The following is a 26,944-nucleotide window of genomic DNA, read 5'->3' as shown; positions in this document are numbered from 1 at the left end:
AAGTGTCCTCATCATCTTCGATGCTTTGTCTTTTGATCCTACTACCCAAGGGGTTGAGGCAATGGTGCAGCTATGGTGTCAGGGACGCTGTTTTCCCTCGGTAGCAGCGGTGATCTTTGATAAAGATGGCACATTAGCGGATGTTGCCCATTACCTGCGGTGGGTGGCGATCGCCCGCGCTGCGAAAATTGCCGAGTACTTTCCTAATCTCAAAGCGTCGCTACTTCAGGCCTTTGGGGTGATTGGCGATCATCTCGATCCCACTGGATTACAAGCGGTGGGGACACGGCAGGAGAACCTGATTGCCGCCGCAGCCTTTGTGGCCACGCAGGGAATTCCTTGGATTGCCGCCTTAGAACGGGCGAATGCCGCCTTCGCTGAAGCAGACCGAGAATTTACTGCCAAAGCAGAGTTAACCCCACCCCTGCCGGGAGTAATTGAACTCGTGCAACGGCTGCATGAGCGAGGATGTGTGTTGGCGATGATCTCTAGCGATCGCAGGTCGGAAATCGAGGCTTTTTTAGATACCTATCACTTGAAGCCCTTTTTCCAATGCTGGCAGGGGGGAGATGAGCCACCCACAAAGCCCGATCCGCAGGTCTTCCTGAGGGTGTGCGATCGCCTTGGGGTGCGACCCGATCAAACCGTGGTTATTGGTGATGCCGATAGTGATGGCCTCATGGCACAGCGGGGGGGTGCAGCGGGCAGCATTGGTGTTACGTGGGGTTGGCAGCGGCCACTAGTACTCAACTACTGTGATTGCATCCTTGCCTCACCCTTGGAGATGCAGATTAGTGCTGACAAGAATGGGCTTTAGCCCGCCGCAAGCTGCTACGGTTTTAACCTAAGCAGTTAGGCGCTTTCTAATTTGCTAAAATTGAGTTGTTTCCACGTTCAGTTAGAGACGTGCAAACTATCTACAAAGTATCTGGGTCTCAGGTCAGTCCCAGTAGTTGGGGTTATGGCTCCCCCCATTGGGTTAAGCCCGATGTAGCTCAGTGTGTAACAACACTGAGAAGCCGCCGTCCCTTTAGGGAGTGCGGAGAGTCACTGAGAACGAATTAGACTCAGTGGTGATTGAGGGTTACTCGCAATTAGTCAAGCATAATTAAGGCGGTAGTGGAGATAAACCTCATTGCCCACAGGCAAGACATTAAGGAGCGTCAACCGCCCTGAGAAGGCAATCTCCTCTGGATAGAGGCTAGGGGCTGCCGACCCTAGGAAGAGGGGGCAGAGGGTCAACCACAATTCGTCAATGGCCGCAATCCGCAATAGGGAAGCGAAAAGCTGTCCTCCTCCCAAAACGGCCAAGGTTTGCACACTAGCCCCTTGAATATGCGTAAACGCCTGCGGCCAATCAATCTCCTCCACCCCAGCAGACCAACAGTGATCAAAGGCAGTGCATCCTTGCCAACGGCTGACACCTTTCTCGGTGGTCAGCAAGGCACGGCGAATCGGCTGGCGAAAGAAAGGGAGATTGAGATCGAATTCACCACTGGCGGAGCAGACAATTTGCAGCGGTTGGGGCGATCGCCCTTGGTGTTCGCGCTCAGCAATCAGATGGGGAGACTGCAGGCGCATCGCTGTCCCCCCCAAACGCAATGTTGTCGCCCCAAAGAGTACCGCATCTACCTGTGCCACCTGCTGTTCAAGGTGCTGAAAGTCATAGGCCGAGGCAATGCGCTGACCTAAAGCATCGGCACGAGCAAGGTGGCCATCTAAACTACTGGCCAAAACTGCGATTGTGTAGGGGCGAGAAATCGGCTGGAGCTGGCTCAAGGGATCATGACTTTTTCAGTCGCTGGCGCAGGCGTCTCATTGAGCAATTCTAGCCGTTGCTGGCTGACGGGATCACTGGGAAAAAAATTATCTCCCCCCTCTTGCACCAGTAGCTCCGTACAGGGGATCGTGTCGGAGAGAATTGCACTTGCCATCATGCCGCTGTGAACTTCCAGTTGTCCTGCCCGTGGCGATTCAAATACCAGTCGTTGCCCCGGAAAAACAACCCGCTCGAAATACCAGTTGGCAATATTTGTAATCCGCACCACCTGAATTTTGCTGGTGGCGTTGACATAACAGCAGAGGATGCGATCGCAACTATCGCTAGGGACGGGATCAAAGATTTGCGGCATAGGAAGTAATGGTTTGTTATAGGACGTGTCTTTACCCTTGTTAGCCTAACATTGCCAATTCGATACAGTTGTAAACTCAACTACAGGATGGACAGTTAATCCTTGCCTTGAGTTCCCGTGATCCCCTGCTGGAAAGGCGCAAATGTGTTAAAACCTAAACAGCGATAGAGATTTATTAAGAATTTAGCGTCTCCATAGATCTTGGGCTAGCCTATGTCCCCGCGTGTCCTCTACGTCCGTCTCCCCTGCAATCCCATTTTTCCCATTGGTGTCGTCTATCTTGCGGACTATATCCATAAGCAACTACCCAGTGTTGAACAACGCATTTTTGATTTAGGAACGGTGCCCCCCCTTGATTTTCGCCGTGCCCTTGCCCAAGCGATTGATGACTTTCAACCCACGCATCTTGTTTTTTCTTGGCGAGATATTCAAATCTATGCCCCTGTGGGGGGACGGGGCGGTAATCCACTGCAAAATGCCTTTGAAGTCTATTACGCTCGCAATCCCTTGGTGAAGTTACGGGGGGCGATCGGGGGTCTGCGGGTGATGAGTGCCTACTATGGTGAACTCTGGCGAAACCTCAATTTAATCCGTTTGGGACTCCACCACGCCAAGCGTCACCATCCGGAAGTCACGACCATTGTCGGTGGCGGTGCGGTCAGTGTCTTTTATGAACAATTGGGTTCTCAACTGCCCAAAGGCACCATTGTTTCCGTTGGTGAAGGGGAAACGCTGCTGCACAAAGTCCTCACGAACCAGCCAATTGCCGGCGAGCGTTGCTACATTGCGGGTGTTGAAAAGCCCCGCGATCGCCTCATCCATGAATGGCCAACCCCCATCGAAAAAACTGCCTGCAACTACGACTACATCGAGACCATTTGGCCAGAATTTGAGTATTACCTTCAGGGGGGCGACTTTTATATTGGGGTGCAAACCAAGCGGGGCTGTCCCCACAACTGTTGCTACTGCGTCTATACCGTGGTTGAAGGCAAACAGGTGCGCATTAACCCCGCTGAAGAAGTCGTCGCCGAAATGCGCCAGCTTTACGATCGCGGTGTGCGCAACTTTTGGTTTACCGATGCCCAGTTTATCCCCGCTCGCAAATTTATCCCCGACGCGATCGCCCTGCTGCGGGAAATCCTCAAAGCAGGCATGAATGATATTCACTGGGCAGCCTACATCCGTGCCGACAACCTCACCCCCGAACTGTGTGAGCTAATGGTGCAAACGGGGATGAACTACTTTGAAATCGGCATTACTAGTGGCTCCCAAGAACTGGTGCGGAAAATGCGCATGGGCTACAACCTGCGAACGGTGCTGCAAAACTGTCGTGATTTGAAAGCCGCCGGGTTCAACGCCCTCGTTTCTGTGAATTACTCCTTCAATGTCATTGACGAACGGCCTGAAACGATTGCCCAGACGATTGCCTACCACCGCGAACTGGAACGCATTTTTGGTGCGGACAACGTTGAGCCAGCTATCTTCTTCATTGGTCTGCAACCCCATACCCACCTTGAGGAATATGCCCTCGAACGCGGCATTTTGCGCCCTGGCTACAACCCCATGAGCCTCATGCCTTGGACCGCTAAGAAACTGCTTTGGAACCCCGAACCAATGGGATCCGTCTTTGGGGAAGTGTGCCTTGCGGCTTGGCGCCTTAATCCCAATGACTTTGGCCGCACCGTTATGGATCTACTGGAGGAGCGCTTTGGCCGTGCCCCCTTGGAAGAGGCCTTGTCTGCGCCTCTTGAGGAACGCCCTTTGGTGCATCGTTAAAAAAAGCGCAATAAAATGACCATTCCCCCTTAGAATGTTTCCTAGATCATTTCTGGCAATGAGTTAGTAAACAGAGGAAGGGATCAGGTGGTTAGAGTCGCTATCAATGGTTTTGGGCGCATCGGTCGGAACTTCATGCGTTGCTGGTTACAGCGGAAAGCCAATAGCAAGCTAGAGATTGTAGGCATCAACGATACCTCCGATCCCCGCACCAATGCCCATTTGCTGAAGTATGACTCGATGTTGGGCATTTTCCACGATGCCGAAATTAGCGCTGACGACGACTGCATTTATGCCGACGGCCATGCGGTTAAATGCGTGTCCGATCGCAACCCTGAAAATCTGCCTTGGAGCGCTTGGGGGATTGATCTGGTCATTGAAGCCACGGGGGTCTTTACTAGCCGCGAGGGGGCGAGCAAACACCTCAATGCCGGTGCGAAAAAAGTTCTGATCACTGCACCCGGCAAAGGCAATATCCCCACGTATGTGGTCGGGGTGAATCACCACACCTACGATCCCAGTGAAGACATCGTCAGTAATGCCAGTTGCACCACCAACTGCTTAGCCCCCATTGTCAAAGTGCTCCATGAAACCTTTGGCATTCAGCAGGGGATGATGACGACGACCCACAGCTACACGGGGGATCAACGCTTACTCGATGCCAGTCACCGCGATCTGCGGCGGGCACGGGCAGCAGCAATGAACATTGTGCCCACCTCTACGGGGGCTGCTAAGGCGGTCGGATTGGTGATTCCCGAGTTGCAAGGTAAGCTGAACGGGATTGCCCTGCGGGTACCCACCCCCAATGTTTCTGTGGTGGACTTTGTTGCTCAGGTGGAAAAACCCACCATTGCTGAGCAGGTGAACCAAGTGATCAAGGAAGCCTCTGAAACCACTATGAAGGGGATTATCCACTACAGTGAACTGGAGCTGGTGTCTTCGGACTATCGGGGTCACAACGCCTCCTCGATTTTGGATGCGTCCCTCACAATGGTGATGGGGGGCAATCTAGTGAAAGTGGTGGCTTGGTACGATAACGAGTGGGGCTATAGCCAGCGGGTTCTGGACTTGGCAGAGCACATGGCCGCTCACTGGGCTTAGTCGTTTCATTTTAAGGATTGGTTCGCAACTCACGATGCAAGATAAATCAATGTTAATGATTCCGGGGCCTACGCCAGTGCCGGAGTCAGTTCTTCTGTCCCTCGGTAAACATCCTATTGGCCATCGCAGCGGTGACTTTAGCGAGATCATGGCGGTGGTGACGGCAGGGTTGAAATGGCTGCATCAGACTACGAATGATGTGCTGATTTTGACCGCCAGTGGCACAGGGGCAATGGAGGCCGGGATCATTAACTTTCTCAGTGCGGGCGATCGCGTCCTTGTCGGCTGTAACGGTAAGTTTGGCGATCGCTGGGGGGAAGTGTGCGATGCCTACGGACTCAAAACCGAGCGCATTACCGCCCCTTGGGGACAGCCCCTCAATCCTGATGACTTCAAAGCCGCCCTCGAGGCGGACACGGCCAAAACGATTAAGGCGGTGATCATTACCCACAGTGAAACCTCAACGGGAGTGATCAACGATTTAGAGGCGATCAACCGCCATGTCAAAGCCCACGGCCAAGCCCTCATCATTGTGGATGCCGTCACCAGTCTGGGCGCGGTGAGTGTGCCCATTGACGAGTGGGGGTTAGATGTGGTCGGTTCTGGCTCCCAAAAAGGCTATATGATTCCGCCGGGGTTAGCCTTTGTCAGTGTCAGTGCCAAGGCTTGGGAAGCCTACAAAACAGCAACGCTGCCGAAGTTCTATCTTGACCTTGGCAAATACCGCAAAGACGCCGCCAAGAACACAACCCCCTTTACGCCACCGGTGAATCTCTTCTTTGCCCTGAAGACCGCACTGGAAATGATGCAAGCGGAGGGCTTAGAGAATATCTTTGCCCGTCACCAGCGCTTGATGCAGGCCACCCGTGCGGCTATGAAGGCGCTCAACTTGCCCCTCTATGCGCCGGATCACTGTGCCAGTCCCGCCATTACCGCTGTGGCACCCCAAGGGGTGGAGGCCGAAAAGATTCGCAGTCTGATGAAAAAACGCTTTGACATTGCTCTAGCAGGCGGTCAAGATCACCTCAAGGGGCAAATTTTCCGCGTGGGTCACTTGGGCTTTGTCAGCGATCGCGATATTTTGGCAGCCATCAGTGCTCTTGAAGCCGTACTTGGGGAATTGGGGTACAGCAACTTTAGTCCCGGCGCTGGGGTAGCCGCTGCCAGTCGTGTATTGACTACGGCCTAGGTGATGGAGCCTTGGTTACAGCCACCGGCAGTCCAGCAGGCACGACGCATTTGCGCCAGTTTTCAACGGTGGACAGGGCGATCGCTCCTGCCGGATGCTGCTGGGGATAATTTGGGCTTGGCGCAGCAGTTGTTCCACTGGTCACAACCGGTGCTGTCCCACGGCTGTGAAGCGGATCCCATCCTCAACTATGGCAACCAAGCCGCCCTTACCCTGTGGGAATTCCCCTGGGTCGAGTTGGTGCAACTTCCCTCGCGGCTGACGGCGGAACCCATAGCCCAAGAAGAACGTGCCAGACTTCTTGCTGAAGCAGCCCGCCAAGGCTATGCCAACAACTACAGTGGTGTTCGTATTTCTCGTTCTGGGCGGCGGTTTCGCATTGAAAATGCTTGGATTTGGACGGTTTTGGACGAGACGGGTACCTCCGTCGGACAAGCAGCAACGTTTGATCAATGGCAGTTCCTGTAGCATTGATCTAACCCCCCGCGTGTAAATTGCTGTACAAGGTTGTCCATGAAAGAACTCCTTGCCCATTGGCTGCATCAGGTTCAAGCCTTCCGCTATCATCGCCGCACGACGGAAAGCCTGAATCAATTGATTCAGATGCTGTATGCTGAATCCCATTTAAATGTTCCCTATGTCGTCTTGATTGTTACTTCCTGTGCGATCGCCACCTTTGGTTTGCTCTCCAACAGTGCCGCCGTGATTATTGGCGCCATGGTGATTGCACCCCTGATGCTCCCCATACGGGGCTTGGCTCTGGCGGCTCTCATTGGCGAGTTTAAGATGTTTTGGCAAGCGGCTCTTGCCCTGATTGTCGGTACCCTCATGGCCATTGGCATGTCTTGGACGATTGGCGTCATGGTGGGGCTTGAGGTCTATGGCAGTGAAATCATGGCACGCTCCCAACCCAATCTTCTGGATTTGGGGATTGCCGTAGCAGCCGGGGCGGTAAGTGCCTATGCGGTCGCAGAACCCCGCGTCTCAAATACCTTGGCCGGCACCGCGATCGCCGTTGCCCTGATGCCCCCCGTTTGTACCATTGGCCTCGGAATAGCACAGTTGAATACCAGCCTCAGTGTGGGAGCAACGCTGTTGTATCTGACGAACCTGCTGGGGATTACTCTAGCCTGTATGGTGGTTTTTGTGCTTGTGGGCTATATTCCCCTGCACAAAGGTCGGCGTCCCCTCACTATTGCGGCTGCCCTGACGGGTGTCTTGGTGATTCCCTTGGCCATTAGTTTTAGCCGCCTCATTGAGCAGGCACGCTTACAACATCAGGTGCGTGAAGCTCTGACGCGGGGAACACTGACCTTTCAGCGTCTTGATTTATTAGGAATGGAAACCAACTGGGTGAGTAATCCCCCCGTCGTGCGAGTCAATGTGCGTGCCCGCGAACCTGTGACTCCCAAGCAGGTCGCCCTCATGGAAGAGTTTGTCCAACAGCGGATGAATCGCCCGTTTCGTCTGGTGCTGCAAGTCTCAAATGTTGAAGAAGTAACCTCTGAGGCACCCTTGCCCTAGGTTTTTGGAGCATTCAGCCAAAATGTTAAACTATTAAGATTGCAGCCTAATGATATTTTGCCAACGCTTCACATCAACGCATGAGTGACTTTCTCCCCTACGCCTATCTCAATGGTCAGTTTGTTCCTTTTGCAGAGGCCAAAATTTCTGTGGCAACCCATGCCCTTCACTACGGCACCGCAGCTTTAGGAGGGTTGCGCGGTCTTCCCAATCCTGTTAATGCCAAGGAAATCCTGCTCTTTCGCCTTGAGGATCACTGTCGTCGCCTCAGTCGCAGTGCCCACTATTTGGGCTATGAATTGCCGACGAGCGAAATCAAGTCGAAGATTGTTGAATGGGTGCAAAAAAACCAACCCAGCGTGCCCTTCTATATTCGTCCTTTGGTTTATACTTCTGGCTTGGGCATTGCACCACGGCTCCATGACATTGAGAAGGATTTTCTCATTTATGGCATGCCCCTTGGCGATTACTTGTCAGCCGCCGGCGTCACCTGTCGCATTAGTTCTTGGCAGCGGCAGTGCGATCGCTCATTTCCCCTGCGGGGCAAGCTGACCACCTCCTATATTGTCTCGGCACTGGCAAAAACAGAGGCTGTTTCCTGCGGCTTTGATGAGGCGATTCTCCTCAACGATCAAGGGAAAGTCTGTGAAGCGTCGGGGATGAATCTCTTCTTGGTGCGGGATGGCCAACTGATTACGCCGAGCGTGGATCAAGATATTCTAGAGGGGATTACGCGCCGCAGTGTGATTGAACTAGCGCAAGCAGCCGGTGTCAAGGTGATTGAGCGCCCTGTGGATCGTACGGAACTGTTGATCGCCGATGAGGTATTTTTAACCGGCACGGCTGCGCGAATTGTGCCCGTCAGTCGGATTGAGACCTACACGCTGCCGAGCGATCGCCCCCTGACACGCCAACTGCAAAAACAATTACAGGCAATCGTTGAAGGCCGCGAGCCGCAGTATCGGCACTGGGTTGATGTCATTCCCCTCTAGCTCAAGGGTTCGTGAGCTGCTCAGGTGAGGTACTTACACAGGCTTAATTCAGTTCCTTTGGGATTCCAATAGACCTCATCAAAGATGGCATAGATCAAAAATAAGCCCCGACCACATTCACAGTCGGCGGCGGGCAATAACTCATCAGCGGTCTCAGAAACATTACTGGGGGGGGAGAAACCGTCTCCCTGATCCGTAATCACCCACCAGCATTGATCAGGAGAAAAGGTATAACGGACAGACACCAGCTTTTCAGGGTTGAGTTGATTGCCGTGGCGAGCCGCATTAACGAGGGCTTCTTGGAGGCCTAGCCTAATTTCATCTTTGTACTGGGGGGGAAGATCACTGAGTAGAATCTCTAGGATAGGTTGGAGAAAAAGTGTCGAGGGAAATGCTAGGGTTTGCCACTGAGGCGCAACGTACATTAACGTCATAGACGGCATAACCCGTGAAGGATAACTGGGCAGCGGGATACAGATCCGAGACTGGTGAGAGTCATTGGCGGATAACCGAACCCCTCTACCTTTAGCTTAGCAAGGGAGTTGTTGCTCGCACAACCGCTGCCTGTCCTGCCAATGGTTCAGTCCATTAGTGCAGGCGATCGCCAAAATAGCGGCGGTAAAGATCACAGCGCACCTTAGCTAAATTCCCCTCTAAGGTAATCAGTCCCAAACTGTGGAGCTTAAAGCCAACGGTGCTATCAACCACACTGCCGTTGTCTGCTTGCAGAATCTCCCTAAAGGCAGGCACGAGGTCTTCCTGCTGCTGGAGATGCCACCACTGTCGCCGCAGGTGATCGCGATATAACCCCGTTTCTGAGGCCGCATTGCTCATTAGCTCCTGCCATGTCAGGTCTTGGCGGGCGAGGTGATAGAGGCTCAGACGAATCAGATAGGGATGACCACCCACCAGGTGCTGAAGGTGTTGAAGCTGCTCCTCTGACAGACTCAGGCCGTGGAGGCGACACAACTCAGCAATTTGTTCTTGGTTGAATTCCGGCAGATCAATGGCTAAGCCAACGTTAAAGGGGGACTGATTAATGTCTAGGGGAATATAGACCTCGGTGCCATGAACCACAATTAGACGGAGGTTGCGCCAAATATCGCGGTTTTTGCCCTCTTCATGCCATGCCCGCAACAGGCCAAAGAAGTCACTGGCCACTTCCGGATATTCAAACACCCGATCCACTTCGTCTAGGCCGAGGACAAGGGGGCGACTCTCAAATTGCGTCCCCGGTTTTTGGCAATTGGGTAAGAGATACTCCTCAAAATAGGTGGTGCAGTTGTATTTACTGCCAAAAATGTCATCCCAATACTCATTGAGGCGGTTTTCTAGCCCTAATCGCCGCCCGACACTGGCACAGAGCCAGCGCAATAGTTTTTCTAAATCACTGAAGACTTGGGCATCTGCCAGTTGGAAACTGAGGGGAACAGTGCCATAGCCCTCTTGGGTCGCGCGGTAGAGGAGCCGTGCCATCAGTGAGGTTTTGCCCATTTGGCGGGGGGCTTTGATGCGAATCAGGGAGCCGGGTTGCAAGAGGGTTTCGCGACAGCGCTGCTCAATGGGGGGCCGCTCAATGTAAAACGCCGAGGCCACTTCCACTTGCCCTTCTGGGAGTTCTGGCTCAGCCACAGGAACCGGGGCACCATCACCGACCAATGTGCCCGTTTGAGCGGGTTCAGCAATGGTTTCTTGGGCGGCATCGCTACTGGTAGCCACAGGAGCTGTCGTTGCATTTACCAAGTCGAGAATCTCTTGCAGCAGGGTGTCGGTGTCCGCTGGCGATCGCCAGAAGCGCTGTTGTAGCCGATGCAGGTAGCCGCGCAACTCATAGTTCAAGGGCATATCCAGCGGAAAATTGACCCGCACAGGCAAGATAAAGGGACGGCGATCGCCCCGTTGGGCTTGCAACTGTTTGACGGTGCGGACTTCCTCAAGCACCATTTCACTTTGAGCCGCCGTTTGTGACAGCAACAGAACAAAGAAATCACACCGCTTTAGCTCCTGATCAATCCGCTGTGCCCATGCCTCACCAAGGCGGATACTTTGGCTGGCCATAAAGGGTTGGTGGCCCGCTTTTTGCAACACCTCTTGGAGCGCACTGGCCAACTGCAAATCGGTGCCGTCACTGGAGTGACTGATAAAAATATGGCGACCTTGGTTGGGAAGGGCGGCGGTGGCTGCCGGTGGAGAGGACACTGGTTTGGGTTCGGTGACTTGCGGCGGCAGTGTGGAAACAGGGGGTAGCGGACTGGGCGGCACTGGAGAAGCACCCACACCTGCCTTTGGCGATCGCCAGAGGTCTTGAACGGGAGTTTTGAGAAATTTGCCAAGCCGAAACCAAAAGGATTTGGGCACCTCCACCTGTTGCAGGCTGGCAAGGGCATCGGTAGCCGTGGCAAAGCGCTCGTAGGGGGAAGGATGAATCAGCTTATTGACAAACTGCACTAGGCGATCGCTCACTCGTTCAGCAGCTTGCCAACACCAACAGCCGTAGGGGTCTTGGGTGAGTTGCAGGGGGCTCAACCCCGTCAATGCCTGTACAGCCACCATCCCCAAGGCATAGAGGTCACTGGCCGGACGCGGACGACCTTGGGCTTGCTCGGGTGCCATATACCCTGGTGTGCCAATGGCGATCGTCTGCGGACTCGTCTCTCCCACCAAGGTACCGCCGCCAATGGAGACCCCCATTTCCTTCACAGCACCAAAATCAATCAGTACCAAGCGGTGATCCGATTGGCGACGAATCAAGTTGTCGGGTTTAATATCGCGGTGGATGACACCACATTGATGCACAAAGGCCAGAATGCCAAGGGCATCTTGGAGCAACTCAATCACCTGTGCTTCCGACCACGCACAGCCCGGCAACAATTCCTGCCGTAGGACTTGGCCCTCAATGAAGTCTTGGACAAGGTAAAACTCGTTGTCCTCCTCAAAGTAGGCAAGGAGGCGGGGGATTTGCTCGTGACTGCCCAGCCGCTCTAGAATTTGTGCCTCCCGCTGAAAGAGCGATCGCGCCAAAGGGAGAAACGCCGCATCCGTACGGGCAGGGCGCAGGTACTTAACCACACACTTGGCACGAATGGGGCGATGAACATCCTCAGCAAGAAACGTTTGGCCAAAGTTCCCAGCCCCCAAGACTCGAATCAGTTTATAGCGCCCGCCAAGGGTTTTCCCAATCATGATAATTGTCTTTCACCGGCTTCTCCTCGTTGATATATCTTGGCACAGCCCTTCCCTGCTCCACCATGACAGTGTTCCCAGCGGCTATTCAGCGGTAAAGACGGCGTACAACACAGGAGATAGAAAAACCAGCCCTGCACCCCCAGAAATTACAAAGGACGAGATAAAACGACTCGTTGTCGTTACCGCAGGATCAATAAATAGACTGATCAGAAGGCTCAGCAGGAAACAGCCCATACTCCCTAGGATCGGAAAGAGGGCGGTCATGATTGCTGCCTGTTTGGTATCGGCATCTTGGATGAAGCTAATCCTAAAAAGGAGCAGCGCAGTGACCACTAGCCAAGGCAGGATAGCTCCCAAGGGGACAGCCCAATAGCTCCAGAGGGAGATGCGCCGCCAATGGGCAATCAAGGTCAACCCTAGCGCCCCAAGGAGGAGGAACAATAGCAGCAACAGGAGTGAACGATTAGAGGCCATCAAAATACTCCCTGTACAACGATGAGGTTCAGGAAACGGGGGCGATCGCGCTGGAATTAACAGCGACAACAATGGCAGTATTCAGTAACTGATAGAGGGCATCCGATAGAGTTTCGTATTCCGTTTGGCTGTCACCACTAAAGGTGAGATCATTCCACGACCCCATGCCGCCAAAGACCCAAGCCACCTTTACAGCACTCAGGAGTTGTTGGCAAATTTCGGCTAAGCGACTCACTGGCCAAGGCGTTTCCTCCTCAGTAAGTGAACCACGGCTGCTCAGCATTTGTCGGGCAAGGTCAAAACCACCTCAACTAACCAGTGGCCACCGCCGCCGGGAAAGACAACCGCTATGCGATCGAGAATCTCTGGATTCTGGGAGGCTTCGTAGAATAACTGCAAAGCTTCAGCCCCCTCCCCCCGCAGGCGTTCCAACCAAGTCACAGGGTCAGGGGCATAGGGAATTTCCCGCCACGAGGAATCCTCTTTGCGCAGATCAAGAAACGTCACGGGTTGGGAGAACTCCAATTTCTCCCTTGAGCATTCATTGGCAGCAATTGCCCCTAGGACAGCATTTCCCCAAAGAACCAGATGGACATCTTGGGCGATGGATTCTTGCATTTTGCACCTGCCACTGGGGGAAAGGGGGCTTTATAGCGTTAGCGGAATAATTTGACCAAAGAGGCCAAGGCTCCAGACGGTTTGAATTGGCAGTTCGGTGACAAAGAGGGTGGCAACGCCAAGATTATAGGATTGGGTGTTGTAGGCGATGTAGCGTTCAATGTCTTCTGCTGGGCTGGATTCCAGTTGATCGCAGACTTCCAAAGCCACCATGGCGATCGCGCTATCGCGGTTGATGATCTCTGGGCACACCTGAGTCAAAAGGAAGGTGTTTATTTCTCCTGCGGCACGGCGTTGATAGTCAGCAGGGGTGGGATTGGTGACACAGGCCGCAATAATCCCCAAGAGCAAGAAGGCGCCACCCCCCCACCAGAGAGGGCGTGCCATGACTTGGGCAAGGAGAGGCACTTTCATAGGAGAGTTCTTTATGCTATGCTAGAAGACTAGCTTAGGAAGCATGGCGAGCGTAGCCAAGTGGTTAAGGCAGTGGATTGTGGTTCCACCATTCGTGGGTTCGAGTCCCATCGCTCGCCCTTTATTCTAGTGGATGATGTACCGAGCGGGTGTATCCGTGACACGACGGCTACTGTGGGGATGTCTTGTACTGTTGTTGAGCCTGCTGCTGGTTGCCTGTGGCGGTGATGGGCCTCGCCAAGGGGATGACAGTATTGTCATTGGTACCACGGCTCGCCTGCGCACCCTAGACCCCGCTGATGCCTACGAAAATTTAGCGGGACTGCTGCTGTTGAATTTGGGCGATCGCCTCTATAGCTACGAAGGCAAAGACCTTATTCCTCAACTGGCCACAGCTCTACCTGAAGTGAGTGAGGATGGCCTCACCTACCGCATTCCCCTGCGACGGGGGGTTCGCTTCCACGATGGTACGCCGTTTAATGCAGCCGCCATGGCCTTTTCCCTTGAGCGATTTATGAATAGTGGGGGCCAACCCGCGTCCCTCTTGGCCGGGCGCGTTAAAGAAATTCAGGCGATCGCTGAGGACGTGCTGGAAATTCGCCTCAAGGAACCCTTTGTGGCTTTTCCCCATTTGTTGGCCTTTAGTGGTCTGTGTGCCGTTTCTCCGACAGCCTATGGTGCAGCGGGCGATCGCTTCTTGCCGACGCAATTTGTGGGCACTGGTCCTTACCGTTTAGCCGCCTACAGTACGGATGGGGTGCGCCTTGAACCCTTTGCTGACTATTGGGGCACCAAACCCGACAATGCTGGGATCCGCTTGCAAATCTTCTCCAGTAGTGCCAATCTCTACAATGCCTTCCGCACAGGGGCTGTCGATGTGGCGATCGGTGCGCTCGATCCCAATCAAATTCGTGCCCTCAAGGCTCAAGCGGCAACAAAGCACTGGCAAGTCATTACCGGGGCAGGCAACGCTGTCACCGTCTTAAGCATTAATTTGCGCCAACCCCCTTGGGATCAATTGGCAGCGCGGCAGGTTTTGGCGGCCAGTGTCAATCGTCAACGCCTCGCGGAACGGGTCTTTTTGGGGGAAGCAGAACCTCTGTACTCGCTGGTGCCGAGTTTATTTCCTGTGAGTGAACCGATTTTTCGCGATCGCTATGGAGACGGCGATTCGAGCCAAATAGACCACTGGTTGCAGAACACGACCATTTCACCGCAGCAACCCTTGGTGGTCAACCTTTGGTACCGTGCCAATGTTCCCAGTAATGTGCTGGCAGCAACAGTTCTTAAAGCTTCCCTAGAGCGGGATCTGGGCGATCGCGTTCAAGTGCAATTGGACAGCGCCGACTCCGCCACCATCTACCGCAATTTAGAAAGTGGCGCGTATCCTTTGGTTTTGCTCGACTGGTACGGTGATTTTTACGATGCCGATAACTACCTTGAACCTTTCCTGAGTTGCGATCGCGGTTCTCTGGAAACAGGCTGTGAAAGGGGTGCTAGTGCGGCGTGGGGATCCTTTTTCTACAGTCCTGAGGCCAACGACCTCATTGTTGCTAGTCGCCGTGAGGCCAATCCCCAACGCCGTGGGATACTCTTGCGTCAGCTTCAGGAACTCAATGCCGAGGCTGTGGCCTTTTTGCCCCTGTGGCAGAGTGAAACCACCCTCTTTGCCCAACCCCAGTTGCGTGGGTTAGCCCTTGATGTCAACCAGCTCTTTGCCTTTGCCCCTCTGCAGAAAGCGCCAAAAGAACAATGAGTCCCCGCAAGCAACGCTTGGATAGTCTTCTTGTGGAGCGGCATCTGTGTGAGAGCCGCCAACAGGCACAACGTTGGATTCGCGCTGGGGAAGTGCAGGTGAACCATGTCCCCATTGATAAGCCAGGCACGCTGGTGGCGGTGGATGCCACGATTCAGGTGAAGGCAAAATCTGCCTATGTTTCGCGGGGGGGTGAAAAACTTGCCCATGCCCTAGGGGTCTTTCCTGTGGTGGTGCGCGATCGCGTGTGTTTAGATGGCGGTATTTCCACAGGCGGCTTTACGGATTGTCTGCTGCAAGCGGGCGCCAAATTGGTCTATGGCATTGATGTTGGCTATGGCCAAGTGGATTGGAAACTGCGCCAAGACCCCCGCGTTATCCTCAGGGAACGCACCAACCTGCGCTATCTCACCCCCGTTGATCTCTACACTGACGATGCGCTCCGCCCCGATCTGGGGGTAGTGGATGTCTCTTTTATTTCCCTGACTAAAGTTTTACCCGCCCTATGGGAATTACTGCTGCCGCCGCGAGAGCTAATTGCCTTAATTAAGCCGCAATTTGAAGTGGGGCGCGATCGCCTCGGCAAACATGGTGTGGTGCGCGATGCCAAGGCACGTCAAGAAGCGGTAGATCAGGTGATTGCAGCCGCCGAAGCGTTGGGGTGGCAGTGCCACGGTGTGACTCCCTCGCCGATTTTGGGGCCTGCGGGCAATCAAGAGTTCCTCGCCTATTTTTCCTGTCGTGCTGTGGAACATGCTTCCCTAGAAAGCAAGATGGTATCATCATCCTGACAAATCCTGACAAAAATGACGGCTTTTCGAGAATGCAGCAAGTGGCACCGTTTATTCCCCCTTGGGCAAAATGGCTCAATAGCCTCTTTTTGGTGTGCCTAGGACTGGGCATTCTTGCCTTTTGTGGCTATCTCTATTACTTTCGGGAGACGTTGATACTGTACGCGCCGTTTCTCCTTCAGGCGGCAATTACGACGTTTTTGATCTCAGTCTTTAGTTTGCTCTTGGCGGTGATCTTGGGGGCGATCGCCACCTGGGCGAGGTTGCATCCTGTGCCGCCATTGCGCTGGCTGAGTACAGTTTACATTGAATTTGTGCGCGGTACCCCGACCTTGGTGCAACTGCTGGTGTGGGGTTTTGGCATTGGTGGCCTCTTGAGTCAATTGGGGTTTGATCCTCGGCAAATTGCCTTTGATGTCATGACCGTGCTGCAAAGCAACCGCTTGGTGTCGCCGCTTTTTAACTACATTTTCTACGGCATTCTTGGCTTGGGCTTTAACTATGGTGCCTATTTGAGTGAAGTCTTTCGCAGTGGCCTAGAGGGGGTTCCCAAGGGACAAACAGAAGCCAGCCTCAGCCTTGGCCTCTCGGGTCGGCAAACCCTATGGCGGATTATTCTGCCCCAAGCCATTTTGATTATCCTGCCCCCCTTTACCAATAACTTCATTACGCTGATGCAGGACTGCGCTCTGTTGGTGGTGATTGGTGTGCCCGAATTGCAAAACATGACGAGCACCTTTGCCAATCCCATTACCGATCCGCAGCGGAAGCTCTTTGTCTACGTCTTGGGTGCGATGTTCTACTTTGCCCTCTGTTTCCCTCTGTCACGGCTCTCCCGCTTCCTTGAGCGACGGTGGCAGCGATCAGCTATTTCATAATCAAAACCGTTATGAGTATGATATAGTAAGCATAGCTGTTAAAAAATGTGAACAGCCCTATTCAACCTGTCGTAGTTAGGAGTACGAGGTTTTCTATGTCTGACTGTCTGCGTGTTGGTCAGCCCGCCCCGGATTTTGAAGCGGTTGCTGTTTATGACCAAGAGTTCAAAACCGTCAAGCTCTCGGACTATCGCGGTAAGTACGTTGTTTTGTTCTTCTATCCTTTGGACTTCACGTTTGTCTGCCCCACGGAAATTGTCGCCTTTAGCGATCGCTACGATGAATTCGCCAAACTGAACACCGAAATCCTTGGCGTGTCTGTGGATAGCCAGTTCTCCCACTTGGCTTGGACGCAAACCGATCGCAAAGCTGGCGGTGTCGGCGATCTCAAATATCCCTTGGTGTCTGACCTGAAAAAAGAAATCAGCACCGCCTACAATGTGCTGACCGAGGAAGGGGTGGCACTGCGCGGTCTCTTCATCATTGACAAAGAAGGGATTATCCAACACGCAACGATCAATAACTTGGCCTTTGGCCGCAGCGTTGATGAGACCCTGCGGGTGCTGCAAGCTATCCAATATGTCCAAGCTCACCCCGACGAAGTCTGCCCCGCTGGCTGGCAACCCGGCGACAAAACGATGAACCCTGACCCTGTCAAATCCAAAGTCTATTTTGAAGCGGTGGGCTAATTGCCCCTCTTTCTCAGACTGATCCGTGCGCCGAACCTGCCCTTGGGGTGGGTTCTTTTTTGTCTCGCCAAGACCCGTGGGAAAACGTTAGGGTGAGAGAGGAGGCCTTTTGCCGAATAGGGAGGCAAACATGACGGTCGATCGCCGCCTAATGCAAGCTGTAGAAACACTGGGGTACCGAGTTACCGCAGGGGATGTGGCGGGTACGGTGGGATTACCGCTGCAAACGGCTGAAAAAGGATTAATGGCCTTGGCTGCCGATGTTGGTGGAACACTGCAAGTGGCCGAAAGCGGGGATATTGCCTACGTCTTCCCGAGAAATTTTCGCAGTATCCTGCAAGCAAAATACTGGCAACTGCGGCTACGGGCGGTGGCGCAGCGGGTTTGGGGTGTTGTTTTCTATCTGATTCGCATTTCCTTTGGCATTTTTCTCATTGTTTCGATAGTTCTGATTTTTCTGGCGATCGCCATCATTTTGATTGCCCTTTCCAGTCAAGGGCGAGACGGTGACGATCGCGGCCAAGGCAGCTCTTGGGGGGGCGGTGGCATCAATTTTTGGGTCTTTCCCGACTTTTGGTATTTCTTTGGCGATCCCTCTCCCCAGCGATCGCGCCCTCGGTCACAGGACAATGGCGAGGAAATGAACTTCTTTGAGGGGGTCTATTCCTTCCTCTTTGGCGATGGTAATCCCAATGCCGACCTCGAAGAACGCCGCTGGCAACTCATTGGCCAAGTAATCCGCAACAATGGCGGGGCGGTCACCGCAGAGCAAATTGCCCCCTATCTCGATCTAGAAACCGATCCGGGGGACGATGAGTGGTATATGCTGCCGGTGCTCACCCACTTTAATGGTCGCCCCGAAGTCACGGAGACAGGGCAGATTATCTATCGCTTTCCTGAGTTACAAACGACGGCTCAAACTCCCAAAGGGCAACGGCAGACGCTGCCCCCCATCTTGGAAGAGTACCGCTGGCGCTTTAGTCGGGCACCCGCGTGGCAAATTATGGTGGCTATTGGCTTGGGCTGTGTCAATCTGATCGGGGCGCTGATGCTCTGGTACCTCTTGGGGGATGGGGCGATCGCCCAAGAACTGGGGGGTCTCGTGGCCTTTGTGGCCTCGATCTTTTGGATTTTGCTGGGCTATGGCATTGGCTTTTTGGGCATTCCCTTGGGGCGGTACTACTGGTTACTGTGGCAAAATCAACGCATTCGCGATCGCAATGCCCGCCGTTACCACTACGCTAATATCCTAGCCAATCCCACACCGCAGTTGCGTGCCAAATTACGGGCGGCTCAAGCCTATGCCCAGCAGTGGCAAATCCGTGAACAGGATGTCATCTATCGCTCAGATCAGGATTTAGTGGAGCAGGAACTTGCCCAATCGGAAGCCATCGATCGCGAATGGTTACGCCGACTGGAATCAGAGTAGATCATGACCCCCTCCGCTCGACGCCCAGCGGCTGCCACAGGAGATCTCGAGGCCATTCAAGCCCTCCTAGAAGCGGCGCTTGCCCCTAAGGGAATTGCAGTGACCGTAAACCAGCGGCGTGAATGTCTCTTGTTGCGCCTCCAGTGTCCAACAAGTGTTCCGGCTGCAATTGTGCTCACGCTACTCGCTCGCGAACTGATCCACTGGCCAAGCTATGCCCACAGCAGCATCCTGATCACAGCCTGCCAAGACAGCCATGAACTCTGGGAAGAGGTGCTTGATCTCACCAGTCGCCATGAGCTACAACGCCTTGCCAAGGGGGAGCATCTACGTCAGACTCTCCCCGTCCCTTCTCCTCCTCGCAAGGAAGAGTTTGGCATTCCTGTCCAACCCCTTAGCCCCAAAGATTGGCAAGTGATCGCGGCGGGGTTGGGTCTATCGCTCCTTCTCCTTGCGTCAGAGCAGGTGACGTTTTTGCTCAGTCCGCTGATTACCCTTGTCCACGAAATGGGTCATGCAGTGATGGCGTGGCTCTTTGGCTATCCCGCGGTTCCCGCCTTTGATTTTCGCTACGGTGGTGGCGTCACGCTCCATGGCGATCGCGCAGGCGGCCTTGTCCTGCTCATTTATACGGGATTGCTCGCCTTGGCCTATTTCTACCGTCACAATCGGCTGACCCTGATTTGCCTTGCGGTCTTTACGCTGCTTTATACCCTTGTGGCCTTTAGTCCTGTCCATGAAATGCTCTTTGTGGCGATGGGGCATGGCTTTGAACTCATTTTTGCCGTCATTTTTCTCTACCGTGCCCTCAGTGGTTGGGGCTGCCGCTACCCGATTGAACGTCCCCTCTACGGGATGGTGGGGTTTTTCATTGTGTTTTTTAATATGCGCTTTGCTTGGCAGTTGCAGTTTAATCCCATGTTTCGGGAGATGTACCTGATGGGTAAAGGGGGCATTGATCACGATTTTGTTCGCTTGGCTCGCGATTTTCTGCACACTGATTTAGCAACGGTGGTTGGCCTCTATGGCTTTTTCGTCGTTCTGACACCGGCGATCGCCTTCCTGCTCTATCGTTATCGCCAGCTCATGCTGTACCTGTTCATTCGCCTCTTCATCTCTGAGGGTTGAAGGCTACGCCCCTTGGCCACCACCGCAGGAACCAAACTGGGGGAAGATAGATATGGCCAACCATTGGAAATTGCTCAGAAATGTCCCTGACCGTTGGGGCGATCGCCCCCCCCTTTGAACTGGCGGATGCTACGGGTGAGCCGGTGCGCTTGGCTGACTTTCAAGGCCAGTGGGTGATTCTCTACTTTTATCCCCGTGACAATACCCCCGGCTGCACTAAAGAAGCTTGTGCCTACCGCGATGTCAGTGCCACTTTGGGCGATCGCAACGTCGTTATCCTCGGCATTAGCCCCGATAGTGTTGCCTCCCACGCCAAATTTCAGCAAAAGCTTAACTTGCCCTTTCGTCTGCTGGCAGATGTGGACACCAGCGTTGCCCAAGCCTACGGCAGCTATGGCCCGAAAAAGTTCATGGGCAAGGAATACCTCGGTGTTTATCGGGATACGTTTCTCATCGATCCCACGGGCAAAATTGCGGCTATTTATCGGCGGGTGAAGCCCGATGCCCATGTGGCACAAGTGCTGGCGGATCTGGAGCGGCTGCAAGCGTGAACGGGTTTTGGCGAGTTGTCCGTTTTTTCCTAAAGCGATTTTGGCGGCATCCCTTTGTGGCGGTGTCGGTGATTGCCTTGACAGCGGGCGATCGCTTGATTTTGATCCAACGCCGCGATACCGGCCAATGGTCACTGCCGGGGGGCATGATGGACTGGGGAGAAACGATTCTCGATACAGGTGCCCGCGAACTGGCGGAAGAAACAGGGTTGCGCCTCAAGAGCTTTGAAGGCCTAGTGGGGGTTTACTCTGACCCGAAGCGAGATCCCCGTGTCCATGCCGTGTGTATCGCGATCGCTGCCCGCGTTGTCGGTGAGCCGCAGGTTTTGGATGTCAAGGAAGTGCGTGCAGTACAAGCCTTTCCCCTAAGTGACCTCCCCTTAGCCGATCTAGCCCACGACCATGCCCAACAGTTACAGGACTATTTGAGTGGACATCTAGGATTGACATGAACACCAAAGCCAGATTGTTAAGTCTTATTTAACGATATGACACTTTCGTTTAATAGAGCCTAGGCTTATTTAACAAAACACAAATAAGCCAACCAACTATGCGGCGTGGGCTAACAGGACAGTATGCAACAACCCAAGTAGCCGGGGAGCAGGTACAAGCTTTTATTCCCTTCCCCCTACCCCCCAAGCCTGCACTGGAGCTAGACGCTTCTCGTCAGCAGTTGCTAGAACGGGCAACCTTAGCGTTGGGGCGATTGGACAGCATCAGCCTACTTTTACCTGATCCTGATCTTTTTTTGTACTCCTATGTGCGCAGAGAAGCCGTTCTTTCCTCTCAAATTGAGGGTACACTTATCTCATCGTGAGGAGACGCCCACCCCATAGAACCGATAAAGAATCATTGGGTACCGTTGTACATAGGATTGACTTAAGCACTCAAGAAGTTCTGCAAGATGGGACGCCGCTTCCAAACAATGAGCAGCGAAAAGTAGGGCAGGGTTAACTCTGGATAGTTCGTTAGGGGGGTGTAGATTTGCTGTTGCGGCGTTGTTGCCCAGCTCACCACTGCTGCCTGTTCCAAGAGGTGGTGTTCCTTGAGCCAATGCCAGACGTGGCCATAGACCGATCGCACCTTCATTAAAACCACCACCTCCGCCCATGCCCACACCCGCTCGAGGTCATCGCCGTGGTACATCGCTGGCAAAATCGCTAGGCGATCGCTCCCCAAGGTCAGGGGCATCCCTAAACTGGCCGCTGCTGCCAAGGGCGAGCAAACCCCCGGAATCACCTCAATCGCAATATGGGGGTCAAGGCTCTGGACGGCTGCCGCTAGATAGGAAAACGTACTGTAGAAACTGACATCCCCCTCAGAGACAAAGACGACATCAGTGCCCTGAGCGAGGTAGGCATAGACTTGCTCGGCTGCCTTTTGCCATGCCTGTTCTAGAACGTCTTCTGCAAGGACATAGGGGAATTCGAGGGGCAGATAAATTTGCTGCGGTTCTTTGTAGGGGGAAATGATCTCCTCGGCAATGCCGCGCCGTCCCTGGAGTCCCGCAGGAAAAGCAATCACCCTTGCTTGCTGTAGGTGTCGCCAACCCTTGAGGGTAATGAGTTCGGGATCGCCGGGGCCTACGCCAATGCCGCAAAGGGTGGCCATTAGCCCCATCCCCACCAGTGCCCCAGTTGATAGACACTGCCACTCACCACCCAGGCCATCACCAAGGCATAGAGGGTGGCAAAAATTGTAAACTGCCCGCGTTTTGATTCACTCCAGAGGGTGGCAAGGGTGCTGAGACAGGGAGTGTACAGGAGAGTAAAAAGCATAAAGCTGTAGGCTTGCAGGGGCGTTAAATCTTGGGCGATCGCCTGCTGTAACGAGGTACCCGAAAGGTGATAGATCACTGCCAACGCGCCAATCACAATCTCCTTGGCCACAAAGCCGACAATGAGGGCGATCGTCAGGGCAGGTGTAATGCCCACCGGTGCCAAAAGCGGCTGTAGTGCTGTCCCCAGTTGACCCGCCCACGTTTCTGGACTTGAGGGCGTTGCATTCAGGGGCAAATGGGTCAATGCCCACACCACCAAGACACCCATCATAATGAAGCCCGTGGCTCGCGAGAGAAAATGCCGCACCTCGCCCCACGCCCGCAGAAACACCTGTCGCCCCGTTGGCCAGCGATAGGGGGGCAACTCCAGCAAAAAGGGATCGGTGTTCGGGAAATAGCCCTGAAAACAGAGGGCAGTGAGCAAGGCCGCCAGAATACTCCAGCCATAGAGGGACAGCAGGACGGCTGCGCCCCACTGCGGGGGAAACAAACAGGCAATGAGAAACACAAACACCTGTAGCCGCGCTGAACACAGGGAAAAGGGAATGCTCAGCATCGTCAGCAGCCGCAGCCCCGGCGAGCGAATAATGCGGGTGGCCATCAGGGCAGGGACATTGCAGCCAAAGCCCATCAAGCTGAGGACAAAACTGCGGCCATCTAAACCCAAGCGTGCCATCAGGCCATCCATCAGGTAGGCGGCACGGGCAAGGTAGCCACTGTCCTCAACGATCGCCATCACAATAAAGAAGATGGTGACTAAGGGCACAAACGCTGCCACCGTGGTCATACCGCCATAGATGCCCTCAATCAGCAAACTACTGAGCAAGGGGGGCAGTCCCGCGAGGAATGGCTCCAGCACCTGTCCCTGAAAGGCTTCAAAGGTATCACTGAGCCAGCCTTGAACCCCTAGACCCAGCACCCATACCACTTGAAAGACAAGGTATAGCCCCGCAAAAAAGAGGGGCAGGCCCCATAGGGGGTGTAGCAACCAGTGATCCAACTGCTCTGTCAGTCTGCGAACGGTGCGACTGGGAAAAGTGACGGTGCCGGCCAGTAGGGGCGCGATCGCCCCCGGTTCAATTTCTGGCAACGTTGGCTTAAAGAGCGGGTCTTGGGGAATGGGAGCCTCCTTGAGGGCATGGCAAATCGTTTCGTAGGCCTCCCAATAGCCACCACCATATTTGGCACTGAGAGCAACGACGGGCACCCCAAGGCGATCGCTCAATTTCTCGGTATCAATCTGAATCCCCAGTTGCCGCGCTTCATCGGCCATATTCAGGAGCACCACCATGGGTAGTCCCCAAGCCTTGACCTGAAGGGCTAAGCGCAATTGATGCTGAATCTGACTGGCATTGAGAATCACCAACACCAGCCGCACCGGCACCCGCTGGAAAAACTCACGCACAATGGTTTCATCGGCAGCCGTCCCCGCCAGATCGTAGATGCCCGGCAAATCCACCAGTTTAACCATTTCACCATTGAGGGAAATCTCGGCTTCTGCTAAGTCCACCGTAATCCCCGGCCAGTTGCCTACATGGGCACGGGCGGCGGCAATGCGATTGAAAAATGTGGATTTACCGGTGTTCGGGAGGCCGAGAAGGGCGATCGTGCTGAGGGTCATGGGCGCGGCTGTGAGGATTGCAGTTCAAAGGTACCCGTGTCGCCATTATTCAGTAGAATCAGCAGACGACTCAGGAAGCGGCCATCCTCTAATTTATACATATCAAGGTTGTAGCCTAGGCGTTGACACAGGTTAAAGCAGACTTTGAGGTGTCGTCCGGGGGGCTGATCAAGGCTGGAGGGGGCAAGCCAGTCGAGATGTTCGAGTTGGTGTAGTTTAATGAGTAACTGTGGCTCTACTTCCCCATTGTCGGTGATTGACAGTTCCAGCCAAGACTGCATTTTGCCCCCCTGACCCATGCCTTCAATTTGTTGGCACCAGATGTCAATACGGCCTTGGGAGGGCGATCGCTGGCAGGCAAAAAGCAGCAATTCATAGAGGATTAACTCCAGCTTGCTAATGTCACCATTGAGGGTGAGGACAGGTTGATTGTGAACTTGAATCCACAGTTGTTTGCGCTGCTTCCAATTTTCGATGCGATCCATCACTCGCTTGAGGAGCACCGCTAGGCCTGCTGTGTCAGTCGTCTTGTCCAGTTGCCATACCTCATGACTCAAGAGGGGATGGAGGGATTCCAACTGGGTTTGCAGGAGTGTGCCCAAGCGTCGCAGCAGTGGATCCGCCTGAGGGTGCTGCTGAACCCATTGCGTCAACTGATTGCAGAGACCTGCAAGTTGACTATAGACCTGTTCAAGGCGACGGTGCTTGTACCAATTGAGGGTTTCAAGGGTTTGCCAGCCTTGGGTGAGCATTTGAATAAGGGAGGTACTGCGGTGTGCCCAAGCCAAATGGTTGACAAGGGTAATGAAGGCCTCTAGGTGCAAGGTGGACCACAGGCGATCGCGGCGATCGGCAACAATCAGGACGCCGGAAGGTTCATATTCTGGGTCGGTGCGCAGGGCAATCGCCAAAATTTGGCCAATCTCCGGCCCTGACAGCCACTCCCGCGTACGCGGATCTAGTTCTGCTGCTGTGGTCTGAATCAACCAAGCGTAGGGATTGCTGGTGACATCAGCTTGGGAGGCCATCAGGGCACTGTGGATCAGCGGATCCTCATAAATGGCAATCTCGGCCTCGTTACGAATGGCAAATTTGGGATGGCCGGGGGGCGGCGCCACAATCGAACCAACCGTCTGACCGGGTCGCCAAGTCACTAAGGCCACAAGGGGCACCTGCATCAAGTTCATTAGTTGCTGCAAGCCCGTCAGTTCAATGCGCTCGAGGTTTTGGGTGCGTTGCAGTGCCGTCAGACCCGCCAACATCGCCGATCGCACCTGCTCCTGCTGTGTATTAGTGTTTTGCAGTTGCCACTGATGGCTAATGAGGCCAAGGGTGCGCGCCACTTCTTGTATCAGGGTTTGCTGACTTTTGCCCCAAACTGTGGGTTCAGTGCGCCCCACCAACAGCAGTGCCTCCAAAGAATGGCCCGGGGTGGTGGTTGCCACCAGAAGAGACTGGATATTCAGCTTGCCGAGAACCTCTTTCCAAGAGTAGAGGCGCAGTTCATGGCTGTAGTCCTCAAGAGCAATGGCTGTTGTTGCCGTTTCCAGCAGTTGCCAATCCATTTTTTGTAGTGGCGGGAAGGGCGGATGGCGATCGCGTCCCCGGGGCGCTGGATACTGAAATAGGACATCAAACGCTTGAGTCAGCGAGTTATAGGTTAGCAAAAAGACCCACTGTGCCCCTAAATCTGCCGCTAACTTTTCGCCCGCATGGTGGAGCACCCGCTTCCAGTCCTGCTCATCACAGATGGCTTGGGCCAACTCACTCACCAAGCTTTGGGCATGCTGGGTCTGTGCCAAGAGGTGTTCGAGGCGTTCAGTGGGGGCTGCCAAGGCCAACAGTTCTGCGGTAACTTGGAGGAGTTTCTTCTCGTTGTCATTCCAAGGGTAAGGCTCACTGCGCTCGAATGTGAGAAAGCCCACGACATCGGTGCCCACTAAAATTGGGGTTGCCACAAGGGCGCGGCAATTCAGCATTTGCATCAGCCGTAAGGGTGCGGTGGCACTAACCACACTTTGACTATCGCTGACGCTCACGGTTTGGCCGCTGCTAAGGGCAGTATAACAACCTGCCAACTCCTGCTGTGTAATGGCTAAGGGTTGCCGCTGGCTCTCGCGGCTCTGGGGTTTACCAACGGTGTAACTGCGCCGCCGATAGAGGGGTTGCTCCAAATCTCGCCAAAAGAGGCTGGTACGTTGAGGTTGACAAAATTGGTGCACTGCCAGCAACAGAGCTTCAATGCGTTGACCCAAACTAGGGGCACGGCTGGCCTCCTGAAGCAGATGGCGTACGGGGTCATCACTGGTAATCGTGGGAGCAGCCGCTTGCTTTGCTTCTGGTGCCGCTTTCGTTGCTTGCGTCGCTGTTAGGCGTTCCAGTTCTGCGCCAAGGGCACTCACCAAGAGGCTCATGTGAGCCAAATCATCCCCCCGCAGGGTATCGCCCCATGTGGTGGAACCGATCATGAGAATGCCGAGGGGTTGACGATGGCGGATAATGGGATAGATGGCCGTGCCTTGAATGCCCAAACGGGTGGCGGCTTCCCGCAACTCTCCTAGACGTGCTTCCTCCTTGAGACTGGGCAAACTAATCGGCTTGCGGTTCATCAATACCTGATCGAGAAGGCTACCGGCGGCAAGGGTCAGTTTCTGCTTGAGGAAGGGATGATCACCAACGGGCGTGGTTCCCCCTTGGCCAATGAGTTGTTTGGCGGCTTCATTATATAGTCCCAACCAGACAAAGGACATGCCGAGGGTTTCTTGGACAAAGCTCACCAAGGGAGCAATGAGTCCGCCAATTTGCTCTTGCTGTTGTAACTGTTTGATGGTGTTGACCAGTGCCGCCAAAGCGGGGCTGACCTTCGAGGATTTGGCAGAGGTCATAGGGGCGATCGCAACCGAGAAGGATGTCTT

The 26,944-nt window shown here is 54.1% G+C and carries 26 protein-coding genes, 1 tRNA gene and 1 pseudogene; 17 read left to right on the top strand and 11 right to left on the bottom strand.

Features of this window, described 5'->3' with window-relative positions; translation table 11 throughout:
- Nucleotides 1-61: 61 nt before the first annotated feature.
- A complete protein-coding gene (locus KV190_RS08375; protein WP_460192793.1) occupies nt 62-817 on the top strand; it encodes an HAD family hydrolase in 756 nt (251 codons plus the stop codon).
- A 281-nt stretch (nt 818-1,098) separates the two neighbouring features.
- Here KV190_RS08375 and KV190_RS08370 read toward each other — a convergent pair whose 3' ends face one another.
- Both KV190_RS08370 and KV190_RS08365 read right to left on the bottom strand, forming a co-directional pair.
- Nucleotides 1,099-1,779, bottom strand: a complete 681-nt coding sequence (locus tag KV190_RS08370) for a RibD family protein (protein ID WP_460192792.1) — start codon at nt 1,777-1,779, stop codon at nt 1,099-1,101.
- Nucleotides 1,776-2,132: a DUF1830 domain-containing protein gene (locus tag KV190_RS08365; RefSeq protein ID WP_460192791.1), complete on the bottom strand. Its 357-nt coding sequence runs from the start codon at nt 2,130-2,132 to the stop codon at nt 1,776-1,778. Before KV190_RS08365 ends, KV190_RS08370 begins: the two co-directional genes overlap by 4 nt.
- Nucleotides 2,133-2,345: 213 nt before the next feature.
- On the opposite strand from KV190_RS08365, the gene KV190_RS08360 reads away from it, so the two are divergent.
- From KV190_RS08360 to KV190_RS08335, 6 genes are all read left to right on the top strand, one after another.
- Complete coding sequence (locus KV190_RS08360) at nt 2,346-3,908, top strand: photosystem II high light acclimation radical SAM protein (protein ID WP_460192790.1); 1,563 nt, start codon at nt 2,346-2,348, stop codon at nt 3,906-3,908.
- 87 nt (nt 3,909-3,995) lie between these two features.
- Entirely contained in the window at nt 3,996-5,009 is a 1,014-nt protein-coding gene (locus tag KV190_RS08355; protein WP_460192789.1) for a type I glyceraldehyde-3-phosphate dehydrogenase, read from the top strand.
- Nucleotides 5,010-5,043: 34 nt separating this feature from the next.
- The gene (locus KV190_RS08350; protein WP_460192788.1) at nt 5,044-6,198 is read left to right on the top strand and encodes a pyridoxal-phosphate-dependent aminotransferase family protein; all 1,155 of its coding nucleotides are present in this window, start codon (nt 5,044-5,046) and stop codon (nt 6,196-6,198) included.
- Between the two features lie 3 nt (nt 6,199-6,201).
- Nucleotides 6,202-6,666, top strand: a complete 465-nt coding sequence (locus KV190_RS08345) for an MEKHLA domain-containing protein (RefSeq protein ID WP_460192787.1) — start codon at nt 6,202-6,204, stop codon at nt 6,664-6,666.
- Between the two features lie 45 nt (nt 6,667-6,711).
- On the top strand, nt 6,712-7,722 hold the full coding sequence (locus KV190_RS08340) for a DUF389 domain-containing protein (protein WP_460192785.1): 1,011 nt from the start codon (nt 6,712-6,714) through the stop codon (nt 7,720-7,722).
- 80 nt (nt 7,723-7,802) lie between these two features.
- Entirely contained in the window at nt 7,803-8,714 is a 912-nt protein-coding gene (locus tag KV190_RS08335; RefSeq protein WP_460192784.1) for a branched-chain amino acid transaminase, read from the top strand.
- A gap of 20 nt (nt 8,715-8,734) precedes the next feature.
- Here the strand turns inward: KV190_RS08335 and KV190_RS08330 are convergent, their stop codons facing one another.
- The 6 genes from KV190_RS08330 to KV190_RS08305 form a co-directional block, all read right to left on the bottom strand.
- Nucleotides 8,735-9,157, bottom strand: coding sequence for an ATP-binding protein (locus KV190_RS08330; RefSeq protein WP_149820788.1), 423 nt, complete (start codon nt 9,155-9,157; stop codon nt 8,735-8,737).
- 145 nt (nt 9,158-9,302) lie between these two features.
- Nucleotides 9,303-11,897, bottom strand: coding sequence for an AAA-like domain-containing protein (locus KV190_RS08325; RefSeq protein ID WP_460192783.1), 2,595 nt, complete (start codon nt 11,895-11,897; stop codon nt 9,303-9,305).
- An 84-nt stretch (nt 11,898-11,981) separates the two neighbouring features.
- Nucleotides 11,982-12,374: a hypothetical protein gene (locus tag KV190_RS08320; protein ID WP_460192781.1), complete on the bottom strand. Its 393-nt coding sequence runs from the start codon at nt 12,372-12,374 to the stop codon at nt 11,982-11,984.
- Between the two features lie 28 nt (nt 12,375-12,402).
- Nucleotides 12,403-12,657 carry a hypothetical protein gene (locus KV190_RS08315; protein WP_460192780.1) on the bottom strand — a complete coding sequence of 85 codons (255 nt, stop codon included), beginning with the start codon at nt 12,655-12,657 and terminating at the stop codon, nt 12,403-12,405.
- On the bottom strand, nt 12,651-12,992 hold the full coding sequence (locus tag KV190_RS08310; RefSeq protein WP_460192778.1) for a hypothetical protein: 342 nt from the start codon (nt 12,990-12,992) through the stop codon (nt 12,651-12,653). The genes KV190_RS08315 and KV190_RS08310 overlap by 7 nt, the downstream gene beginning before the upstream one ends.
- Before the next feature lie 30 nt (nt 12,993-13,022).
- On the bottom strand, nt 13,023-13,406 hold the full coding sequence (locus tag KV190_RS08305; protein ID WP_460192776.1) for a DUF4359 domain-containing protein: 384 nt from the start codon (nt 13,404-13,406) through the stop codon (nt 13,023-13,025).
- Between the two features lie 46 nt (nt 13,407-13,452).
- Between KV190_RS08305 and KV190_RS08300 the strand changes: the two genes are divergently transcribed.
- The 10 genes and pseudogenes from KV190_RS08300 to KV190_RS08255 form a co-directional block, all read left to right on the top strand.
- Nucleotides 13,453-13,525, top strand: a tRNA-His gene (locus KV190_RS08300).
- A gap of 14 nt (nt 13,526-13,539) precedes the next feature.
- Nucleotides 13,540-15,162, top strand: a complete 1,623-nt coding sequence (locus KV190_RS08295; protein WP_460192774.1) for an ABC transporter substrate-binding protein — start codon at nt 13,540-13,542, stop codon at nt 15,160-15,162.
- On the top strand, nt 15,159-15,953 hold the full coding sequence (locus tag KV190_RS08290) for a TlyA family RNA methyltransferase (RefSeq protein WP_460192772.1): 795 nt from the start codon (nt 15,159-15,161) through the stop codon (nt 15,951-15,953). Before KV190_RS08295 ends, KV190_RS08290 begins: the two co-directional genes overlap by 4 nt.
- A 32-nt stretch (nt 15,954-15,985) precedes the next feature.
- Nucleotides 15,986-16,831: an amino acid ABC transporter permease gene (locus tag KV190_RS08285; RefSeq protein WP_460192770.1), complete on the top strand. Its 846-nt coding sequence runs from the start codon at nt 15,986-15,988 to the stop codon at nt 16,829-16,831.
- Between the two features lie 95 nt (nt 16,832-16,926).
- A complete protein-coding gene (locus KV190_RS08280) occupies nt 16,927-17,520 on the top strand; it encodes a peroxiredoxin (protein ID WP_149820771.1) in 594 nt (197 codons plus the stop codon).
- 130 nt (nt 17,521-17,650) lie between these two features.
- Nucleotides 17,651-18,949, top strand: a complete 1,299-nt coding sequence (locus KV190_RS08275) for a hypothetical protein (RefSeq protein WP_460192769.1) — start codon at nt 17,651-17,653, stop codon at nt 18,947-18,949.
- A 3-nt stretch (nt 18,950-18,952) separates the two neighbouring features.
- Nucleotides 18,953-20,077: a zinc metalloprotease gene (locus tag KV190_RS08270; RefSeq protein ID WP_460192767.1), complete on the top strand. Its 1,125-nt coding sequence runs from the start codon at nt 18,953-18,955 to the stop codon at nt 20,075-20,077.
- Between the two features lie 80 nt (nt 20,078-20,157).
- Nucleotides 20,158-20,628, top strand: coding sequence for a thioredoxin-dependent thiol peroxidase (gene bcp / locus KV190_RS08265; RefSeq protein ID WP_460192766.1), 471 nt, complete (start codon nt 20,158-20,160; stop codon nt 20,626-20,628).
- Nucleotides 20,625-21,080 (top strand): NUDIX domain-containing protein, encoded by a 456-nt coding sequence (locus KV190_RS08260; RefSeq protein WP_460192765.1) that lies wholly within the window; start codon nt 20,625-20,627, stop codon nt 21,078-21,080. The genes bcp and KV190_RS08260 overlap by 4 nt, the downstream gene beginning before the upstream one ends.
- A gap of 98 nt (nt 21,081-21,178) precedes the next feature.
- Nucleotides 21,179-21,430: pseudogene (locus tag KV190_RS08255) on the top strand (Fic/DOC family N-terminal domain-containing protein); the annotation flags it as partial.
- Between the two features lie 77 nt (nt 21,431-21,507).
- Here KV190_RS08255 and KV190_RS08250 read toward each other — a convergent pair.
- Genes KV190_RS08250 through KV190_RS08240 form a run of 3 tightly spaced genes read right to left on the bottom strand, consistent with a single transcriptional unit; the run spans nt 21,508 to nt 26,914 of the window.
- Entirely contained in the window at nt 21,508-22,239 is a 732-nt protein-coding gene (locus tag KV190_RS08250) for a precorrin-2 C(20)-methyltransferase (RefSeq protein WP_460192764.1), read from the bottom strand.
- Nucleotides 22,239-24,029: a ferrous iron transport protein B gene (gene feoB / locus KV190_RS08245; protein WP_460192763.1), complete on the bottom strand. Its 1,791-nt coding sequence runs from the start codon at nt 24,027-24,029 to the stop codon at nt 22,239-22,241. Before feoB ends, KV190_RS08250 begins: the two co-directional genes overlap by 1 nt.
- Nucleotides 24,026-26,914 carry a GAF domain-containing protein gene (locus tag KV190_RS08240; RefSeq protein ID WP_460192762.1) on the bottom strand — a complete coding sequence of 963 codons (2,889 nt, stop codon included), beginning with the start codon at nt 26,912-26,914 and terminating at the stop codon, nt 24,026-24,028. Before KV190_RS08240 ends, feoB begins: the two co-directional genes overlap by 4 nt.
- Between the last annotated feature and the right edge of the window lie 30 nt (nt 26,915-26,944).

Source organism: Thermosynechococcus sp. FA-CM-4201 (genome assembly GCF_054689355.1).
The sequence above is the reverse complement of the archived record's forward strand: the minus strand, read 5'-3'. Positions and strand labels throughout refer to the sequence as shown.

Bases quoted from the DNA above. Each gene is read 5' to 3' on its own strand.
- KV190_RS08365 (WP_460192791.1), bottom strand. From the start codon at position 2,132: ATGCCGCAAATCTTTGATCCCGTCCCTAGCGATAGTTGCGATCGCATC.
- KV190_RS08360 (WP_460192790.1), top strand. From the start codon at position 2,346: ATGTCCCCGCGTGTCCTCTACGTCCGTCTCCCCTGCAATCCCATTTTT.
- KV190_RS08335 (WP_460192784.1), top strand. From the start codon at position 7,803: ATGAGTGACTTTCTCCCCTACGCCTATCTCAATGGTCAGTTTGTTCCT.
- KV190_RS08285 (WP_460192770.1), top strand. From the start codon at position 15,986: ATGCAGCAAGTGGCACCGTTTATTCCCCCTTGGGCAAAATGGCTCAAT.
- KV190_RS08315 (WP_460192780.1), bottom strand. From the start codon at position 12,657: ATGCTGAGCAGCCGTGGTTCACTTACTGAGGAGGAAACGCCTTGGCCA.
- KV190_RS08320 (WP_460192781.1), bottom strand. From the start codon at position 12,374: ATGGCCTCTAATCGTTCACTCCTGTTGCTGCTATTGTTCCTCCTCCTT.
- KV190_RS08330 (WP_149820788.1), bottom strand. From the start codon at position 9,157: ATGCCGTCTATGACGTTAATGTACGTTGCGCCTCAGTGGCAAACCCTA.
- KV190_RS08350 (WP_460192788.1), top strand. From the start codon at position 5,044: ATGCAAGATAAATCAATGTTAATGATTCCGGGGCCTACGCCAGTGCCG.
- KV190_RS08340 (WP_460192785.1), top strand. From the start codon at position 6,712: ATGAAAGAACTCCTTGCCCATTGGCTGCATCAGGTTCAAGCCTTCCGC.
- KV190_RS08290 (WP_460192772.1), top strand. From the start codon at position 15,159: ATGAGTCCCCGCAAGCAACGCTTGGATAGTCTTCTTGTGGAGCGGCAT.
- KV190_RS08275 (WP_460192769.1), top strand. From the start codon at position 17,651: ATGACGGTCGATCGCCGCCTAATGCAAGCTGTAGAAACACTGGGGTAC.
- KV190_RS08295 (WP_460192774.1), top strand. From the start codon at position 13,540: ATGATGTACCGAGCGGGTGTATCCGTGACACGACGGCTACTGTGGGGA.
- KV190_RS08310 (WP_460192778.1), bottom strand. From the start codon at position 12,992: ATGCAAGAATCCATCGCCCAAGATGTCCATCTGGTTCTTTGGGGAAAT.
- bcp (WP_460192766.1), top strand. From the start codon at position 20,158: ATGTCCCTGACCGTTGGGGCGATCGCCCCCCCCTTTGAACTGGCGGAT.
- KV190_RS08250 (WP_460192764.1), bottom strand. From the start codon at position 22,239: ATGGCCACCCTTTGCGGCATTGGCGTAGGCCCCGGCGATCCCGAACTC.
- KV190_RS08305 (WP_460192776.1), bottom strand. From the start codon at position 13,406: ATGAAAGTGCCTCTCCTTGCCCAAGTCATGGCACGCCCTCTCTGGTGG.
- KV190_RS08345 (WP_460192787.1), top strand. From the start codon at position 6,202: ATGGAGCCTTGGTTACAGCCACCGGCAGTCCAGCAGGCACGACGCATT.
- KV190_RS08325 (WP_460192783.1), bottom strand. From the start codon at position 11,897: ATGATTGGGAAAACCCTTGGCGGGCGCTATAAACTGATTCGAGTCTTG.
- KV190_RS08375 (WP_460192793.1), top strand. From the start codon at position 62: ATGGTGCAGCTATGGTGTCAGGGACGCTGTTTTCCCTCGGTAGCAGCG.
- feoB (WP_460192763.1), bottom strand. From the start codon at position 24,029: ATGACCCTCAGCACGATCGCCCTTCTCGGCCTCCCGAACACCGGTAAA.
- KV190_RS08280 (WP_149820771.1), top strand. From the start codon at position 16,927: ATGTCTGACTGTCTGCGTGTTGGTCAGCCCGCCCCGGATTTTGAAGCG.
- KV190_RS08240 (WP_460192762.1), bottom strand. From the start codon at position 26,914: ATGACCTCTGCCAAATCCTCGAAGGTCAGCCCCGCTTTGGCGGCACTG.
- KV190_RS08270 (WP_460192767.1), top strand. From the start codon at position 18,953: ATGACCCCCTCCGCTCGACGCCCAGCGGCTGCCACAGGAGATCTCGAG.